15 protein-coding genes are annotated in these 17,507 nt (G+C 37.9%); 4 read left to right on the top strand and 11 right to left on the bottom strand.

Annotation, left to right across the window (positions count from 1 at the left end):
• Window positions 1-14: 14 nt before the first annotated feature.
• From AEA09_RS15780 to putP, 3 genes are all read right to left on the bottom strand, one after another.
• Window positions 15-1,502 (bottom strand): peptide MFS transporter, encoded by a 1,488-nt coding sequence (locus tag AEA09_RS15780; protein ID WP_053584919.1) that lies wholly within the window; start codon window positions 1,500-1,502, stop codon window positions 15-17.
• Between the two features lie 343 nt (window positions 1,503-1,845).
• Window positions 1,846-3,132, bottom strand: a complete 1,287-nt coding sequence (hflX, locus tag AEA09_RS15775) for a GTPase HflX (RefSeq protein WP_053584918.1) — start codon at window positions 3,130-3,132, stop codon at window positions 1,846-1,848.
• Window positions 3,133-3,262: 130 nt separating this feature from the next.
• Entirely contained in the window at window positions 3,263-4,747 is a 1,485-nt protein-coding gene (gene putP, locus AEA09_RS15770) for a sodium/proline symporter PutP (RefSeq protein ID WP_053584917.1), read from the bottom strand.
• 186 nt (window positions 4,748-4,933) lie between these two features.
• Between putP and AEA09_RS15765 the strand changes: the two genes are divergently transcribed.
• Window positions 4,934-6,094, top strand: coding sequence for a class I SAM-dependent methyltransferase (locus tag AEA09_RS15765; RefSeq protein WP_053584916.1), 1,161 nt, complete (start codon window positions 4,934-4,936; stop codon window positions 6,092-6,094).
• Window positions 6,095-6,165: 71 nt separating this feature from the next.
• Here AEA09_RS15765 and AEA09_RS15760 read toward each other — a convergent pair whose 3' ends face one another.
• Window positions 6,166-7,488 (bottom strand): ABC transporter permease, encoded by a 1,323-nt coding sequence (locus AEA09_RS15760; RefSeq protein ID WP_053584915.1) that lies wholly within the window; start codon window positions 7,486-7,488, stop codon window positions 6,166-6,168.
• A 1-nt stretch (window position 7,489) separates the two neighbouring features.
• Entirely contained in the window at window positions 7,490-8,176 is a 687-nt protein-coding gene (locus AEA09_RS15755) for an ABC transporter ATP-binding protein (protein WP_053584914.1), read from the bottom strand.
• Window positions 8,177-8,538: 362 nt separating this feature from the next.
• Between AEA09_RS15755 and AEA09_RS15750 the strand changes: the two genes are divergently transcribed.
• The 3 genes from AEA09_RS15750 (at window position 8,539) to AEA09_RS15740 (ending at window position 12,416) form a co-directional block, all read left to right on the top strand.
• Window positions 8,539-9,159, top strand: coding sequence for a DUF47 domain-containing protein (locus AEA09_RS15750; RefSeq protein ID WP_053584913.1), 621 nt, complete (start codon window positions 8,539-8,541; stop codon window positions 9,157-9,159).
• A 20-nt stretch (window positions 9,160-9,179) separates the two neighbouring features.
• On the top strand, window positions 9,180-10,196 hold the full coding sequence (locus AEA09_RS15745; RefSeq protein ID WP_053584912.1) for an inorganic phosphate transporter: 1,017 nt from the start codon (window positions 9,180-9,182) through the stop codon (window positions 10,194-10,196).
• Window positions 10,197-10,307: 111 nt separating this feature from the next.
• Window positions 10,308-12,416 carry an MMPL family transporter gene (locus AEA09_RS15740; protein WP_053584911.1) on the top strand — a complete coding sequence of 703 codons (2,109 nt, stop codon included), beginning with the start codon at window positions 10,308-10,310 and terminating at the stop codon, window positions 12,414-12,416.
• Between the two features lie 47 nt (window positions 12,417-12,463).
• Here the strand turns inward: AEA09_RS15740 and AEA09_RS15735 are convergent, their stop codons facing one another.
• From AEA09_RS15735 to AEA09_RS15710, 6 genes are all read right to left on the bottom strand, one after another.
• Window positions 12,464-13,069, bottom strand: a complete 606-nt coding sequence (locus AEA09_RS15735; protein WP_053584910.1) for an alpha/beta hydrolase — start codon at window positions 13,067-13,069, stop codon at window positions 12,464-12,466.
• 18 nt (window positions 13,070-13,087) lie between these two features.
• Window positions 13,088-13,279 carry a hypothetical protein gene (locus AEA09_RS15730; protein WP_053584909.1) on the bottom strand — a complete coding sequence of 64 codons (192 nt, stop codon included), beginning with the start codon at window positions 13,277-13,279 and terminating at the stop codon, window positions 13,088-13,090.
• Window positions 13,280-13,300: 21 nt separating this feature from the next.
• The gene (locus AEA09_RS15725) at window positions 13,301-13,765 is read right to left on the bottom strand and encodes a hypothetical protein (protein WP_053584908.1); all 465 of its coding nucleotides are present in this window, start codon (window positions 13,763-13,765) and stop codon (window positions 13,301-13,303) included.
• A gap of 155 nt (window positions 13,766-13,920) precedes the next feature.
• A complete protein-coding gene (locus AEA09_RS15720) occupies window positions 13,921-14,535 on the bottom strand; it encodes an NUDIX hydrolase (protein WP_053584907.1) in 615 nt (204 codons plus the stop codon).
• Between the two features lie 11 nt (window positions 14,536-14,546).
• Window positions 14,547-15,626, bottom strand: coding sequence for an AI-2E family transporter (locus AEA09_RS15715; RefSeq protein ID WP_053584906.1), 1,080 nt, complete (start codon window positions 15,624-15,626; stop codon window positions 14,547-14,549).
• A gap of 119 nt (window positions 15,627-15,745) precedes the next feature.
• Window positions 15,746-17,443, bottom strand: coding sequence for a M3 family oligoendopeptidase (locus tag AEA09_RS15710; protein WP_053584905.1), 1,698 nt, complete (start codon window positions 17,441-17,443; stop codon window positions 15,746-15,748).
• Between the last annotated feature and the right edge of the window lie 64 nt (window positions 17,444-17,507).

Here is a 17,507-nt window from a genome sequence, read left to right as displayed (position 1 = left end):
ATACGAATGAACAATTACTTTATACCACGCATCGCCTTTGAAATAATTGGCGAAATGACCAATATGATAATACCAATGACAACTGATAATGTACCTATGAAGCCGAAGTATGTGACTTCACTCACCACTTCATATAATTTAACAAGTTGCGCATTGATGGCTTGAGCAGCTGCACTCGTTAAGAACCAAAGCGACATTGTTTGCGCTGCGAAAGCTTGCGGCGCTAATTTTGTTGTCGCAGAGAGACCAACTGGTGATAGCAATAACTCACCAATTACTACTAAAAAGAAAGATAGCACTAACCACCAAGGGCTTACCAATGCTTCTCCACCAGAAAGATGTGCAGGAATCATCATGACTAAGAATGATAGGCCTGCAAAAAACAATGAATACGAAAACTTACGTGGTGTTGAGGGCTGCTTATTGCCCCATTTTGACCACAGCATCGCAAATAATGGTGCCATTGTAATGATGAATAATGGATTCAACGATTGGAACCAAGACGACTTAAGTTCTAAACCACCAATATTTAAACGTGTTTTTTCATCTGCATACGTTGCTAAAATCGTAGCCCCTTGTTCTTGGATTGCCCAGAACATAACAGCTGATATAAACAGTGGAATATACGCAAGCAAACGAGATTTCTCGTCTTTTGTTGTTTTTTCACTACGATACATATAGATAAAGAATAATGTAGGAATCAAAATACCTAGAGTTGTAATAATTAGACTAAAGACGTTCATTGTTAGTGTGCCTGTTATAATGCCGACAGCACTTGCAATGATAATAATTAAAGCAGCAATACCAAAACGAGTAAATATTTTTTTACGTTCTTCAGGTTTTAGTGGGTTATTGACTTGTAAACCTGCTAAACCTAAATACTTTTTCTCCGTTAGCTTGTACACGATTAAACCAACTAACATACCTACCGCCGCTAGACCAAATCCTAGGTGGAAGCTATATTCTTGTCCAATAGTTCCAACAATAAATGGAGCAAGAAAAGCACCCATATTGATGCCCATGTAGAAAATAGAGAAACCTGCATCACGGCGGTTATCTGTTTCTGCATAAATATCACCAACAAGACTTGATACGTTCGGTTTTAATAAACCTGTACCAATAACGATAAATGCCATCGAAGCAAATAACATTGTCACGCCACCTGGAAGTGCGAGCACCACGTGACCAATCATAATTAAAATACCACCATAAAAGATGGTTTTACGTGTTCCTAAAAGTCGGTCAGCAATCCATCCACCAATAATACCAGACATATACACAAGCGAACCATACATGGCCATAATGGAGTTCGCAGTACCACGATCTAAACCTAGGCCACCTTCATTCAATTCATAATACATGAAGAAAATAAGAATCGCGCGCATACCGTAATATGAGAAACGTTCCCAAAATTCAGTGAAGAATAATGTAAAAAGCCCTTTTGGCTGTCCCACAAATCCTTTTTGAGGGACGGATTTTACAATTTCATCTTTGCTTAACATATCAATACCCTCTTTCATTTTTACTATTATGACAAAAATATTATTCCCCATTACGAAGAATAAAAACTACAGTTCATCATACAGAATTGTTTGAAATATTTTAGGAAGACACTTTTAAAATGTTATATATTAGGTATTTTTATAAAAAAATTATTTATTCCAGCTTTTTTTCACAAAAATACGTAATATAACTAATTATTCACACACTTCTACGTATGACTAACTGAGTTCTTTAGATAAATTATTTTAGCATATCTTTTTAATTTTTTAAAAATATTTATTCACTCTTTTAAATAAATAAAAAAAATCAACAGCCATTTTAGCCATTGATTTTTCATATTCTCTATTTGATTACATATTTTTGGTACTTTGTATAATCCGCTTCTTTGACTTCAAGAGCAAGTAGTGTACCCCCTTCTTCGTATTCTGTAGTATGAATAGAAGCATTTTCATTTAAATAGGAGACTATATTTCCTTGCTCGTATGGTATTAGCATTTTACAAGTTACATAATCCGAAAAAATGTATTGGCGAATTATTTGTATTAACTCCGTTAGACCAACACCCTGCTTCGCTGAAATCCAAATATTATCACCACTATTAACTGGATAAGGAACGTTTGCTAAATCTGCTTTGTTATAAACGTAAATCGTTGGAATGCCTTCTACCTCAACCGCTTTTAACGTTTCATTTGTTACGTCCATCATAAAACGATATTCTGGATTCGATACATCTACAACATGTAGCAATAAGTCAGCATCACGCGCTTCCTCCAATGTCGAGCGGAATGCTTTTACTAAATGATGGGGTAACTTACTAACAAAGCCGACGGTATCTGTTAATAAGAATGATTTTTTGTCCGGTAATTCAATCTGACGCACAGAAGTTTCTAGTGTGGCAAAAAGCATATCTTTTTCAAAAACTTGTTTATGTTCCTCTTGTCCAATTCTCGTCAACAACTGATTCATGATCGTCGACTTTCCTGCATTCGTATAACCGACAATCGATACGACTGGTAAAGCGTTTTTACGACGTTGCTTACGCTGTGTCTCGCGTTGCTCCTTCACTTGCTCTAGATCTTTTTTGATTTTTGAAATTTGATCCTCAATTTTCCGACGGTCAAGCTCTAACTTCGTCTCTCCAGCACCACGGTTTTTAAACCCACCACCCGTGCCACCACCTTGTCGACTTAGTGATGCATGTAAGCCCACTAAACGTGGCAACATATATTGAAGCTGTGCAAGCTCTACCTGTAGCTGTGCCTCACGCGTTTTTGCACGACGACCAAATATATCTAAAATGAGCATTGTTCGATCAATTACCTTTGTTTCAAGGTCTCGCTCTAAGTTACGAATTTGTGAAGGTGACAATTCATCGTTGAAAATCACGAGATTTGCCTGAGCTTCATCATAAAAGTTTTTAATTTCTAGGATTTTGCCCGTTCCAACATAATGTGAAGACGTAACACGATCTAAGTTTTGCGTCACTGTTCCTACTACCTCAACGTTCAAAGCTTCCGCTAAATTTTCTAGTTCTTCCATTGAATAGTCAAAATGAGTATCATGACGTAAATTCACACCTACAAGAATTGCTTTTTCCAGCAAAACATCTACTTCTTTAATTTTATCCATCATCATACCTCCCACCAATATCCTTGGTGTTACTGTGCAAAATTTTCTCCATCTTAACATATATTTTCCCAATTCAGCGATTACTATGCTATGAATAAAGCCCATGACAAAGTATCATGGGCTTTTAATGTTATTTTTCTTTTTCTAATAATGCTAATGTACGATTAAATTCCTCTTCGATTTCGTCATTTTGCTTGTATGTCATCATACTTACAAAGATAGCGACGATTAAACACACTAAGAAGCCTGGCACAATTTCATATAACGTATCTGCGAGTGTTGGAACTTTTCCCCAAACAAACGCAGTTGCCGCTCCTGTCACCATTCCTAGAAGGGCTCCGTAATTAGTTAGTTTCTTCCAATATAATGATAATAAAATAATTGGTCCAAATGCTGCACCGAATCCTGCCCATGCAAATCCTACTAAGCTTAAAATAGAGCTTCCTGGATTCCAAGCTAAAATCCCTGCAATAATTGACACCAGTAATACCGCCATACGACCAACAAAAACATAGTGCTTATCATCGGCTGTTTTATTGAATAGCGCCTTGTAAATATCTTCTACCAGTGCTGAGGATGTTACGATTAACTGTGAAGCAATCGTACTCATAATTGCAGCTAAAATAGCCGCTAACATAATGCCCGCTATAAATGGATGGAATAAAATTTGACCTAACACAATGAAAACTGTTTCTGCGTCCTTTATTTCACCGCCATTTTGTTGGTAATATGCCACACCGACTAACGCTGTCCCCATAGCACCAACAAGACTTAATATCATCCAACCAATACCGATACGACGTGCTTGCTTCGTTTCTTTGACAGAGCTAATCGCCATAAAACGCACGATAATATGTGGCTGTCCGAAATAACCTAACCCCCATGCAACAGACGAAATAACTGCAGCTGCAGTTGCTGAAGCTGGTAACAAGCTAAAATGCTCAGGATTTACAGCCTTGATGGATGCAACTGTATCGCCAATGCCACCTGTTAAAAACAGACCGACTATTGGTACTGTCACAAGCGCCAAAAACATAATTAAACCTTGGATAAAGTCAGTATAACTTACTGCTAAAAAACCTCCAAATAACGTATAAGCTACGACAACACCTGATACGATTAGCAACCCTGTATGATAGTCATAGCCGAATGAGCTATCAAAAAACTTTCCACCTGCTACCATACCTGAAGATACGTAAAACGTGAAGAAAACTAAAATAATGATGCCAGAAGCAATTCTTATTAACTTCGTATTGTCACGCAAACGATTATCTAAATAACTTGGGATTGTAATAGAATCATTTGAAACTTGCGTGTAAACCCGTAATCTCGGCGCCACAAATAACCAGTTCAAATATGCTCCCACTGTTAACCCAATCGCAATCCACATTTCAACAAGTCCCGAAGCATAAATTGCTCCCGGCAAACCCATTAACAGCCATCCAGACATATCTGCGGCTCCTGCACTAAGAGCCGTTACCGCCGGACCCAATGAACGTCCTCCAAGCATGTAGTCTGTTAAATTTGAAGTTTTTACAAATGAGTACCAACCTATTCCAAGCATTACGACCATATAAATAATAATCGCCAATAATTGAAACATGTTTTCCGACATATGATCTTCCCCCTATTCTTTTTAATAATAATCTCTTAAAGATCTCATTACATCAATCATACCGTAAATAACGATTCATTTTACCAAGAATTTTCACAAATTCACATGGAAATCTAAAAAAGTAGACCATAGAAAGAATTGTGTTACACTAATGCCATCTATAACTCAATAAAGAAGGCGAAACCTATGACATTTGAAGAAATGAAAGCTCGTTTACAAGAGCAGATTTTAAACAAACAACTTGTTGCTGCTACAATTAGCCAGCCCCGTATGAAATCGAATGAAGTAAAACGCATTAAATTAAAACCACTTATGCTAAAAGACGCTTACCATATCCAAATTGAATACCAATATGAACGCATACTAAAACATGAGAATGTGCTATTAATGGAGTTCCCAGAGAAGCTCGAAGTTTTTTTTGAAGACTTCCGTCAAGTACATATCGACTTTGTAGAAGAAAAAGTACAAGTTCAATTATCAAAGAAAAATAAAGTATTATGGAAATCTGACAAAACGGCAGCTCCAAAACAAATTAACTTATCGCATAATAGAAAGAAAAACTATTTACTCGATGATGCGACACCTTATCCATTTTTAATTCGCCTCGGGGTACAAACTGAGGATGGTAAAGTAAAAAAACAAAAATATGATAAGTTTAAGCAAATTAACCGCTTCATCGAATTTATTGACGATGCACTTGCCTATTTACCAAAAGACCGCCAAGTGCGTATTTTAGACTTTGGTTCAGGTAAATCGTATTTAACATTTGCCCTATATCATTATTTAAAAGTAGAAAAGGGCTTAGATATTCGTGTTACGGGTTTAGATTTAAAAAAGGAAGTAATTGAAGATTGTTCTCGTATCGCAGAGGATTTAGGCTATGATCAGCTTGAGTTTTTAGTTGGCGATATTAATGATTACAACGATGAATCTGCCGTGGATATGGTCGTCACTTTACATGCATGTGACGTAGCAACCGACATGGCGTTAGCACGTGCAGTAAAATGGGGCGCTCGTGTTATTTTAAGTGTTCCTTGCTGTCAGCATGAACTCAATCGTCAACTTAATACGCCGTCGTTGGATATCATGCTTCAGCACGGCCTCGTACGTGAACGCTTTGCGGCCCTTGCAACAGATTCCATTCGTGCAGAAATATTATCACTCGTCGGTTATGAAGCTCAGCTACTTGAATTTATCGACATGGAAAATACACCAAAGAACATTTTAATTCGTGCATATCATACAGGTAAAAAGCCGAGTATTGAACAACGTGCCAAATACGATGCTTTCATAACGCTATTGAATGCAAAACCTTTTTTAGCAAATGAATTGAAGGCTTATCTATAAAATATGAAAAGCCGAGGCATCCTATGAGCCTCGGCTTTTTCGTTCTATAGTTGAACGTTGATTGAACAACGTTACAATTCTTGTCTTAACGCTTGAATAACATCTATTTTCGTAGCTTTACGCGCTGGTCGATAACCTGAAATCATTGCTACACCAATACTAATCGCTGATGCAATGACAACTAGTTGCCACGGAATAAACGAGAATGTAATGTCCGTAGCAACAAAAGCATCTTCTCCTGTTGCTGCTTTTAAAACAACTGGTAGTAATGCATTCGCCGTAAAACTAATCGCATACGAAATAGCTACAGCAATAACAGTTCCTAAAATACCAATAAACGTACTTTCCATTAAAAATAAGCGCTGAATCAGCTTAGGGCTAGCACCTATTGCTTTTAATACTCCAATTTCACGTGTGCGCTCTGTAACAGCCATGGTCATCGTGTTAAAAATACCAATCGATGCAATTAAAACTGCAATTGTACCAACAAAAATTAAACCAATTTTCAAGACTAAGAAAAATACATCCATTTGCTCTAATTGCTCTGTGACCGAATAAACACTATACCCTTTATCCTTCAACTTCTCTAAAATTGGTTTTACATTTTCCATACTGTCTGCAAAAATGTTAAACTCCGAATAAAAAAGCTGGTCTTCCATACTTTCATCATTTATCGCTGCAAAGTTCGATGCTAATGCATCCTTCTGCTCAACACTCATATAAACCTTGTTATCGATCATCCAATCATACGACGGTTCCTTTGTCACACCAACAATTGTATACGTCATTTTTTTGGACTCTGTTTCATTTGATGTGTACGGCATTAAAGATAATTCAATCTCTTTACCAACTAAGGATTTCTTATACCCTTCCTCATTCCCATCATAATACGTACCTTCTGCCTCAGCCTTTTTATTTTTCTCTTCAATGGCATTACGGTCAGCTTCATTTAGCAATGTTTGTGCAAAGTGATAGCCAACGATTATTTCAGTAGGTTGTGTCGGATACTTTCCTTCAAATAACTTACCCGTAACTTGTTCAAAATCTTGCATATTCGTTACAAATAATTCCGAAGATGTCTCTCTGTCTTCAAAATAAGATTGTGCAGCTGCATTCACAGAAATCGTTTCAAGTACGGTTTCCACATGCTCCATCTTTTTAATTTCATCTACTTGCTCATCAGTAAACGTTGATTCACCAAATACTTGAATTTTTGTTACTGTTTCATTTGAAAGTATATCGTTGCGAATCGAATCTTGTAAGCCAAATCCTACTGAGGCAAGAACAATCAAAAATGCGCAACCCATTGTCGCTGCGAGTACTGTCATAAATACACGCATCTTATTTTTCTTAATATGCTGTGCAACAAAATCTAGTTGATCTTTAAATAACATCTTAAGCTTCCTCCTTTACTAGATCACCGTCATACATACGGAAACGTCGGTGTGCAATAGTTGCAACCTCATCGTCGTGTGTAATAATGACAAATGTTAAGCCAAGCTCACGATTTAAACTTTGAATTAGCATTAAAATATCTTGCTCTGTTTCAGAATCGAGACTTCCTGTCGGCTCATCAGCTAGCAAAATAGGTGGATTTGTGATTAACGCTCTCGCAATACTCACTCGTTGTTGCTGTCCTCCGGATAATTCGTTTGGATAATGATCTGCTACAGCTGTTAAACCTACTTTATCCATTAGTTTTTTCACTTTTTCTTTACGTATAGCTTTACTAATACCTTGTAGTTTTAGCGGTAATTCGATGTTTTCAAAAGCAGTTAAGCCCGGCATGAGTTGGAAATTCTGAAAGATGAAACCGAATTGTCGCAGACGAAATGCAGCACTTTCCGTTTCATTAAGTTTAGCTGTTTCTTGTTTATTTATTTTGATGGAACCTTGTTCTGGCTTCATAAAACCGGCCAAAATTTGGAGTAGCGTTGACTTCCCTGAGCCACTTTTGCCGACAATCGCGACAATTTCTCCTCGTTTCACCTCAAAATTAACTCCCTTTAATACAGGCACACGTTTTTCCTTACCTTTTTTACCTATTAAAAATGTATGTTGTAAATTATCGACTTGAATCATTAGTTTATTGACGCCCCTTTCTATTACTTACCCCATTGTAGAAAAAAATTCTTAATAATATTGGAGGATAAAAGTGAAGATATTCTTAAGAAATCATGAAAGAGACACATTTATCTGGGGAACATTTCCTAAATCTTCTCTCTTCTTTACCCAATGACATTAGCAATTAGGTACTCTTCAGTATTTATTTTCATGAAATAACCAACAAAATTTACAATTTCAAGTGATTTTATGTTACAGGAATGTAAAGATTTATGTTCGGCAGATAAAATTTATATAGAAATCCTTAAGAGTTTGTTATGATAATAAAGTTTAAAGATAAATTAATTTAATTCATATATATCCAGGAGGATTCGATTCGCATGCTTAGCTCAAAAAAACAAGACCCTTTCTTCGTAGCACTGCATAAAATTGCTGAAAATATGAGAGAGGCCGTACATTATGCAAATGATTTTCGTATCCAAAGTGTCGCTGACTTGAAAGAGATTAGTATTACGATGAAAAACTACGAAACAGCAGGTGACAAACTGATTCATGAACTAATCGTGATGCTAAACAAATCGTTTATGACACCTATCGAACGCGAGGATATTTTAGAACTAGCGATTCGTATGGATGATGTCTTAGATGGTACTGAACATTGTATCGCCCACTTCGAAATGTTTTCATTAACAGAAGTTGATGAGTCAATGCGTATTTTCTTAGGCTATATTTCAAAAAGTGCAGATGAAATTGTAAAGGCAACAGAAGAGTTAAAGAAAAAGAACCTCATTGGAATGCGTCCACACGCAATTTTAATTAAAGACTATGAACGCGAATGTGACGAGGTGCAACGTACGTCTATCAAGCAACTATTCCTAAACGAAAAAGATCCAATCCGAATTATTAAGTTCAAAGATATTTATGAACAACTAGAAGATATTGCTGATTATTGTCAAAACGTTGCAAACACAATGGAAACAATTATCATGCGTAACGCTTAATTAGGAGATGTACATTTACAATGAACACAATTATTATCCTAACCGTATTGGTAGTCATCTTTGCCCTAACATTTGACTTTATCAATGGATTCCATGATACTGCAAATGCTATCGCAACGTCGGTTTCAACTAGAGCATTGCCTCCACGTGTTGCTATTTTAATGGCAGCTACGATGAACTTCGTCGGAGCTATTACATTTGTAGGTGTAGCAAAAGCATTAACAAAAGACATTGTAGATCCATTTTCATTAAATACCTTTGAAGGAGATACAACTGGTTCTGTCGTGATTTTAGCTGCGTTAATCTCAGCAATCATATGGAATCTGTTAACTTGGTATTTCGGTATCCCATCGAGTTCTTCTCATACTTTAATCGGTTCTATTGCCGGAGCAGCAATTGCTTCATCAGGCTTTGCCGTTTTAAACTACGATGGCTTCACAAAAATTATTTTGGCCTTAATAATTTCACCAATACTTGCAATTTGTGCGGGTTTTCTCATGATGTCACTGTTTAAAATTTGGTTCAAAGATTTAAACCTTTACCGTACGAACAAAGGCTTCCGTAAGGTACAAATTTTAACGGCTGCTATCCAATCATTTACGCACGGTACGAACGATGCACAAAAAGCGATGGGTATTATGACAATGGCATTAATTGCTGCAGGGTTACACACAGGGGATGATATTCCATTCTGGGTACGAGCATCTGCCGCAGCAGCGATGGGTCTTGGTACGTCTATCGGGGGCTATAAAATCATCAAAACCGTCGGCGGTAAGATTATGAAAATCCGTCCTGTAAACGGAGTTGCAGCTGATTTAGCTTCTGCTTCTGTTATTTTCAGTGCAACATTAATTCACTTACCAGTATCAACAACGCATGTTATTTCTTCATCTATCATGGGTGTAGGTTCAGCACAACGTGTACGTGGAGTTAACTGGGGCATGGCACGTAAAATCGTGACAACATGGATCATTACAATGCCAATCTCTGCTGTAATGGCTTCTATCATTTATTTCGTACTATCGCTATTCTTCTAATATAAAGACTCCTGCTCATCTATGAGCAGGAGTCTTTACATTGTCACACGACAAAATGAACCACATCCTTTACACTAAGAAAGACTTAGTTTAAAAGGAGTGCATTTACATATGAAAGCTTTCTCAGCATTTGTCACAGCACATGCGAAAGCAATTGTCGCTATTTGGGTCATTGTTTTTATCGCAATGACTGTCTTTGCCATACAACTTCCAAGTAAACTGCAAGGTGACGGTTTTTTCGTGGAAGGAGATCATACTTACGTAACTAATGAGTTATCAGAAACATTCGATTTGCCTGCTGAAACAATTCTCGTTGTTTTTGATCCTGCGGAAACTACGAAAATCCAAAATACGTTAGAAACTTTAAAGACAGTAGATGCCATTCAGTCTATTCAGTCACCATTAGAAGACCCAGACTTGCAGAAGGATGGAATCGCGTATGCAATGCTCCATTTCGGCAATGACGTCGATAATCTCCCTGAAATCGTCTCAGAAATACGTTCACTAATCGAGGATGATGGAGTCCATCTTACAGGTGGTCCAGTTATTTCTGAGGATATAAATACGGCAAGCCAAAAAGATCTAGCATCTGCAGAAGCAATTGGGCTTCCTATTGCGCTTGTTGTGTTACTGCTCGCTTTTGGCACTGTCGTGGCAGCGCTATTACCGATTTTAATTGGTGTAATCACCGTTGTTTCAGCGTTTGGTATTATGACATTGCTAAGTAGTACGTTTAATTTATCGATTTTTGTACTGAATATCGTACCCATGCTCGGACTTGCGCTAAGTATTGATTTTGCGCTTCTGCTCATTAATCGCTACCGTGAAGAGCGTGGACGTACTACGATTGCACAGGCTATTCAAACAGCTATTCAAACAGCAGGTCGTTCGATTATTTTTTCTGCTGTTTGTGTAATGATTGGGTTAGGTGCAATGATTGTCATTAACGTGGAGATTTTCCACAACATTGCACTCGGCGGCACGATCGTCGTATTACTGGCAGTACTAGCCGGTTTAACCCTACTCCCAGCTACAATGATGTTGCTTGGTGATCGGTTAAATAAGTGGCGCATACTGCGTGTGAAGCCAGGTGGCGCCGATCGTTGGCGTGGTTTTGCTGGCTTTGTGATGAAACACCCCGTAATGATTGTCATTGCGGCATTATTACTACTTGGGGTTGGCATGATTCCACTTAAGGATATTCAGCTAACAATTCCAGAGGTTGATGCGCTCCCGACCAATTACGATGCACGTTCAGCATATGATAAACTGGATGAAACATTTGATCTTGGTAAAACATCGACCTTATATTTGCTCGCGGAACGTCCAGATGGTTGGGAGGATGATGAGGCACTTAAGCTCATTTATGGCCTCCAACAACAGCTACTAGATGACCCACTTGTAGACGAAGTATCCACTATTTATTCGGCTGCCGATATTAAATCACCTGAGGACTTAACAGCTTCTCTCGCCACTCCGCAAGTAGCAGAGCAGCTAAAGCCCATTCTTGCAGCTTTTTCAAAGGATGAGCAGTTATTTATTCCAATTACATTGAATACATCAGGTTCTTCAACAGAAGCACAAGAATTTGCCAGAACATGGATGAACAAAGATTTAGGCGTTGATTTTGCTCTCGGTGGGCAAGCGAAATTCAACCAAGAAATTTTCGATGAAATTGCCAGCAAAATCTTAATCGCAGTGTCCATTATCATTGTGTCGACATTCTTTATCTTAATGCTGGCTTTCCGTTCAATATTAATTCCAATCAAAGCGATTATCATGAATATTATTGGTTTATCTTCTGCTTTCGGAATTCTCGTGTATATTTTCCAATATGGGCATTTCGGGCTCGAAGCTGGGACACTCGTACTCATTATCCCTGTGATTGTGTTCTGTCTTGTATTCGGCTTAAGTATGGATTATGAGGTATTTTTAATCTCACGTATTCAAGAGGAATATCAAAAAGGTGCGGATAACACACGTGCCACAATCGACGGCTTAACATCAACAAGTCGCATTATTACGTCTGCTGCGCTCATTATGATTGTCATTACCGGAGCTTTTGCGTTCACAGACGTGATGCCGGTCAAGCAAATTGGTGTCGGCATTGCAATTGCCGTTGCCATTGATGCGACTATTATTCGTCTTATGCTCGTACCAAGCTTAATGAAACTATTTGGAGATTGGAACTGGTGGTTACCGTTCACGAAGAAAAAATAAAAAAAACCGAGACCGTCAATTTGTGACGGTCTCGGTTTTTTTTATGTTTAAAATTTAGATTGATACCATTCTCTTGCCGCTTCTACTTCCGGCATTGTCAGCTGATGCCCGTAGTTAAACCACGCTGTTGTCACATCCGCACCCGCAGCTGATAGAAGCGCGTCTAAGTCCTCAGATTCCTGTGCAGAACACATAGGATCATTCGTTCCAGCTGAGATAAATACAGGAACATTTGTAAGTGTTGGTAGTTCAATTCCGCGTCTAGGAACCATCGGATGGTGTAAAATCGCACCAGCTAATGCATCCTCATAATGGAATAACAAACTTGCTGCAATATTTGCCCCGTTTGAATAACCAATAGCAACGACACACTTACGATCAAAGCCGTGTTCCTCGGCTGCCTGCGTTACAAAATCATTTAACTCCTGCGTACGGAAAATTAAGTCTTCCATATCAAAAACACCTTCTGCTAAACGACGGAAAAATCGTGGCATACCGTTTTCTAACACATTCCCACGTACACTTAAAATATTTGCTGTGTCATCTATTTTCTTTGCAAGACCGATTAAATCATGCTCATTTCCACCTGTACCATGTAGCAGTAAAAGTGTTGGTTTTGTTTCGTCTGTTCCTTTGTGAAAAACGTGTTGCATAGCCACATCACCTCTTAATTATCTTGAATTCGAGATAATTGTAGCTTGCGGCAAAATAAAATTCAAACTTTTCGACTTATTTTCTTCCCAATTTCCAATATTCGGCTGTTCTTCATTGTTTTTATAGAAGTTTGTAATTGTTATTATGGAAATTGAACATACAATGATTACAACCCCAATAACGATCCCTACTAATTTCTTCCCACTCATTCAGTATTTCCCCCGTCTTACTTAGTTCTTTTTACGAAAGCCTTCTTCCAGTAAATACGCCTTTGCTGCATCATATGTGCCGAAAGTTTCTTCTAAATTCTCACCATGATAAACATTCCAAGAACGTTGCTCACAGACAAGATCTAATTTATCACCTTCACGATTACGCCAATCTTCAACAGTTGGCTCTTCCACTACAACTTCTTCTGATAAATACGTAATGGCATCCTCTACTATTTCACGAAGTTGCATTTCATCGTAGTCACGAATATTCACTAAGCCTTTATCATTTGCTTCTTTTTCATAGCGCAATAGATCGCCTACGAATACAAAGCCATTACCATTCGGATGTAGCTTTTCAACTACAATTGTTTTTTCATATAGGCTATTCTCAAAATGATAGTTTACGCGGTTTAATGAAATCTCCTTCTTCGTTAATCCTGGAAATGATTCAATAATCGCCTGTTTTTGTTCAAATGTTAGCATGTTAAATGCTCCTTTTCTTTCAATCTACCTTACAGTATAACTTATTTTCCATCCTAAATCGCACTCTAAAATCACTTTCAACCTAATAAAAAAAATAGTAGTACAAACCTTAACCTTGGCTTGTACTACTGATAATAGTTTGTTTTTTTATGTTGTTATTTATACATCTCATTTTTCACAAAATGAATAACATCTGCAACATACTGTTCGCGGTACGGTACAAAATGTGTAGCACTTACTGGACGTGCAAGTCGGACTCTTTGACCATCTGGGAAAAACTCATAGCCCTCTATATTAAGCGTGACCGTTTTCCCTAAAAAGAATGCCTCTGCCTCATTAAGATTTGCTCTTACAACACCCGACACTTCCTCATATTGCACTGCAAATACATCCCAATTATGTTCAAATGGATTTATATACACATGGCAAAATTCATTATCGATCATCTTTTCCGATACGATACTACAAGAAGTCATGCCCATCCTAACGACTTCATCAATATTTATATTTAATCCTAGTTCCTCTTTTACTTCACGGATACCCGCCTCAACTGTTTCAGTCGCCAGTAAATGGCCGGCCGCTGTGATATCGAGTAGACCTGGATAATCCCTCTTTTGTGAGCTACGAATTTGAAAATAAATATACTCCTCATTCGCTAACCAGCAATGGAACGTCTCATGCCATAAGCCCTTTTCATGTGCTTGGGCACGAGTTGAGGTTCCCATATATTCGTGTTTCTCGTTAAACACCTTAATGATTTCTTGCTCCATTTTCATAACCCCTATACGGACTTTGTTGCCGTTTTCTTAATAGACATGCGTTCATCATAAATATTCGACACGATTACTTTCACTACCGCATAAAACGGTACAGCAATCACAATGCCGATAAAACCAGCAATATTCCCTGCAGCTAAAATAATCGTAATAACAGTTAGCGGGTGTATATCGAGAGATTTCCCCATTACATTTGGTGTGATGAAGTTACTCTCAATTTGCTGTGAAAGGAGTGTTATAACAGATACCCACACGACAAGTATCGGATCTTGAATGACCGCTATAATTACAGCGGGAGCAAAGGAAATCCACGGTCCAATAAACGGAATCATATTCATAAAGAATGCAAAAATCACTAGCAACAATGTGTACTCTAAACCAATGATTAAATAACCAACACACATCATCATTGCCAGGATGAAGCTAATTAATAGTTGACCTTGAATGTAGGTGCGTAGGACGTCGTCAATTTCACTTAACGTCTTCTTTACCCATTCACGTCGCTCGCCATGAAAATACTTATAAATCGAAGGTGCCAACTTCTCATGATCCTTTAACATAAAGACAAAGAAGAATGGAATTAAAATCATTAACATTGATACAGATACGATGGATTGTAAAAATGACACAAGCCAACCACTTGCCACAATAGCAATATCTTGCACCGAATTTGTGATATCCTCAATTAAATCTTTTAATTGTGGCGGGAAGTTTTCTTTATTGCTTAACACATAATCCAATGCCTCTTGAATTTTCTGACCAATCATTGGAGCATTTTTCACCAAAGCATTTACTTGTGTTGCAATCGGAGAACCAATGATGAATAAAACGCCCCCCACAACCGCTACAAGCCCTATAACAATTGCGAGGATACTTGCCCACCTAGGCCACTTATGCTTTTCTAAAATGCGCTGAAATGGCTCTGTGATATAATACAAAACACCACCTAATAAGAGTGGCACAAAAACAGCTTTAAAAATAATAACCAACGGAGAAAAAATCCAATGAATCTCAATAAAATATTTAATGACTAATAATATAATTAATACGCCAATCCCAACTTGAAACCATAATTTCCTTGTCAACCTACTCACTTCCTTTACTACATATACTGAAAATACTACTTATATATTAACCATTTCGCAAGTTTCCTAATATATCTTAGACAAAAAAGGTTACGACTGAGCCGTAACCTTTCGATTATTTACAGTTTTCTATCATCCACTGAATTTAAATAGTCTTCGATATCACCAATAACCGATTCGACGCAGCCATCATCAAACGGAGAGATTAACCCTGCCTCTTTCACTAGCTTTGTGAACGACAGCGAGCCACCCAGTCCACATAAATGCACGTAATCCTTCCAAGCTGCGTCAAATTCTTCACGTGAACGTTTCCAAAATTGGAACGCACAAATTTGCGCCAACGTATAGTCGATGTAATAGAATGGACTCGCATAAATATGTGCCTGACGCTGCCATATACCGCCAGCCTCTAAATAACTATTACCGTCATAGTCACGGTGTGGCAAATATTTCTCCTCTATTTTTTTCCATGCTGCTTTACGCTCTGCAGGTGCCATGTCAGGGTTTTCATACACGACATGTTGGAACTCATCAACCGCTACCCCATAAGGAAGGAATAATAAACCACTACTCAAATGTGTGAATTTATACTTCTCAGTATCCTCTTTGAAAAATAGTTCCATCCAAGGCCAAGTGAAAAATTCCATACTCATAGAGTGAATCTCGCAAGACTCGTATGTTGGCCACAAGTATTCAGGAATACCAATATCACGGCTAGAATACACTTGGAAGGCATGTCCAGCTTCATGTGTTAACACATCAATATCACCTGATGTACCGTTGAAGTTTGAGAAAATAAACGGCGCATGATAGTTTTCGATAAATGTACAATAACCGCCACTTTCTTTCCCTTTCTTTGCCACTAAATCCATCAAATCATTATCAATCATGAAGTCGAAGAATTTACCTGTTTCGGGTGATAATTCCTCGTACATTTTTTTACCGTTTGCCACAATCCACTCAGGATTGCCCTTTGGTGTTGCATTACCAGATAAGAAATTTAAACTCTCATCGTAAAACTTAAAGTCTGAGATACCGATACGATTTGCTTGGCGTTCATATAATTTCGTCGCAACAGGTACGATTAAATCACGCACTTGATCACGGAATTTTTTCACCATATCTGCGTTATAATCAATACGGTTCATGAGTATGTAGCCTAGCTCTACATAGTTTTTATAACCTAACTTCACAGCGATTTCATGACGTACCTTTACAAGTTCATCGTATAGTCGATCAAACTCCAACTCATGCTCTGAGAAGAAACCGAAACGCGCTTCCATTGCCGCCTTACGCATCGCACGATCAGTTGACTCAGAATAAGGGCCAAGCTGTGCCAATGTTAACGTTTCACCATTAAATTCAATTTGTGCAGAGGCAACGAGTTTACTGTATTCAGATACTAGTTTATTTTCCTTTTGCATTAAACCGATTACTTCTGGTGAGAAAGCTTTTATTTGATACGCCGCTAAATCGAATAGTTGCTGCCCCCATTTTTCTTCTAGCTGCGTGCGGTAAGGTGAAGTAACTAAAGCTTTATAGTATTCTGTTGAAACTTCTTCAAGCTCTGGACCTACCTCGTCAAAATAATCGCGCTCTGCTTGATAGAACTCATCGGTCGTATCTATTGACGCACGAATAAATACTAAGTTTGCCATTGTCGCATAGTCGTTACTTAATGTATTAAATTTTTCAATGAGGTCACTTTGTCCTTCTACAGATTGTGCATTTTTGAATTGCTCAATTATCGTAAGTTGCTGCTCTTTCAACGCCTCTACATTCGGACGTTTATATTCATAATCTTTAAACGTTGTCATGACAATACCCCCAATAACATTTTATTTCTAATTATATGACGAATCTCCAATATTAAGAAACAAT

Source organism: Lysinibacillus contaminans (genome assembly GCF_001278945.1).
GTDB lineage: Bacteria > Bacillota > Bacilli > Bacillales_A > Planococcaceae > Lysinibacillus > Lysinibacillus contaminans.
Note: the sequence above shows the minus strand (reverse complement) of the source record. Positions and strands in the feature narration are given on the sequence as shown.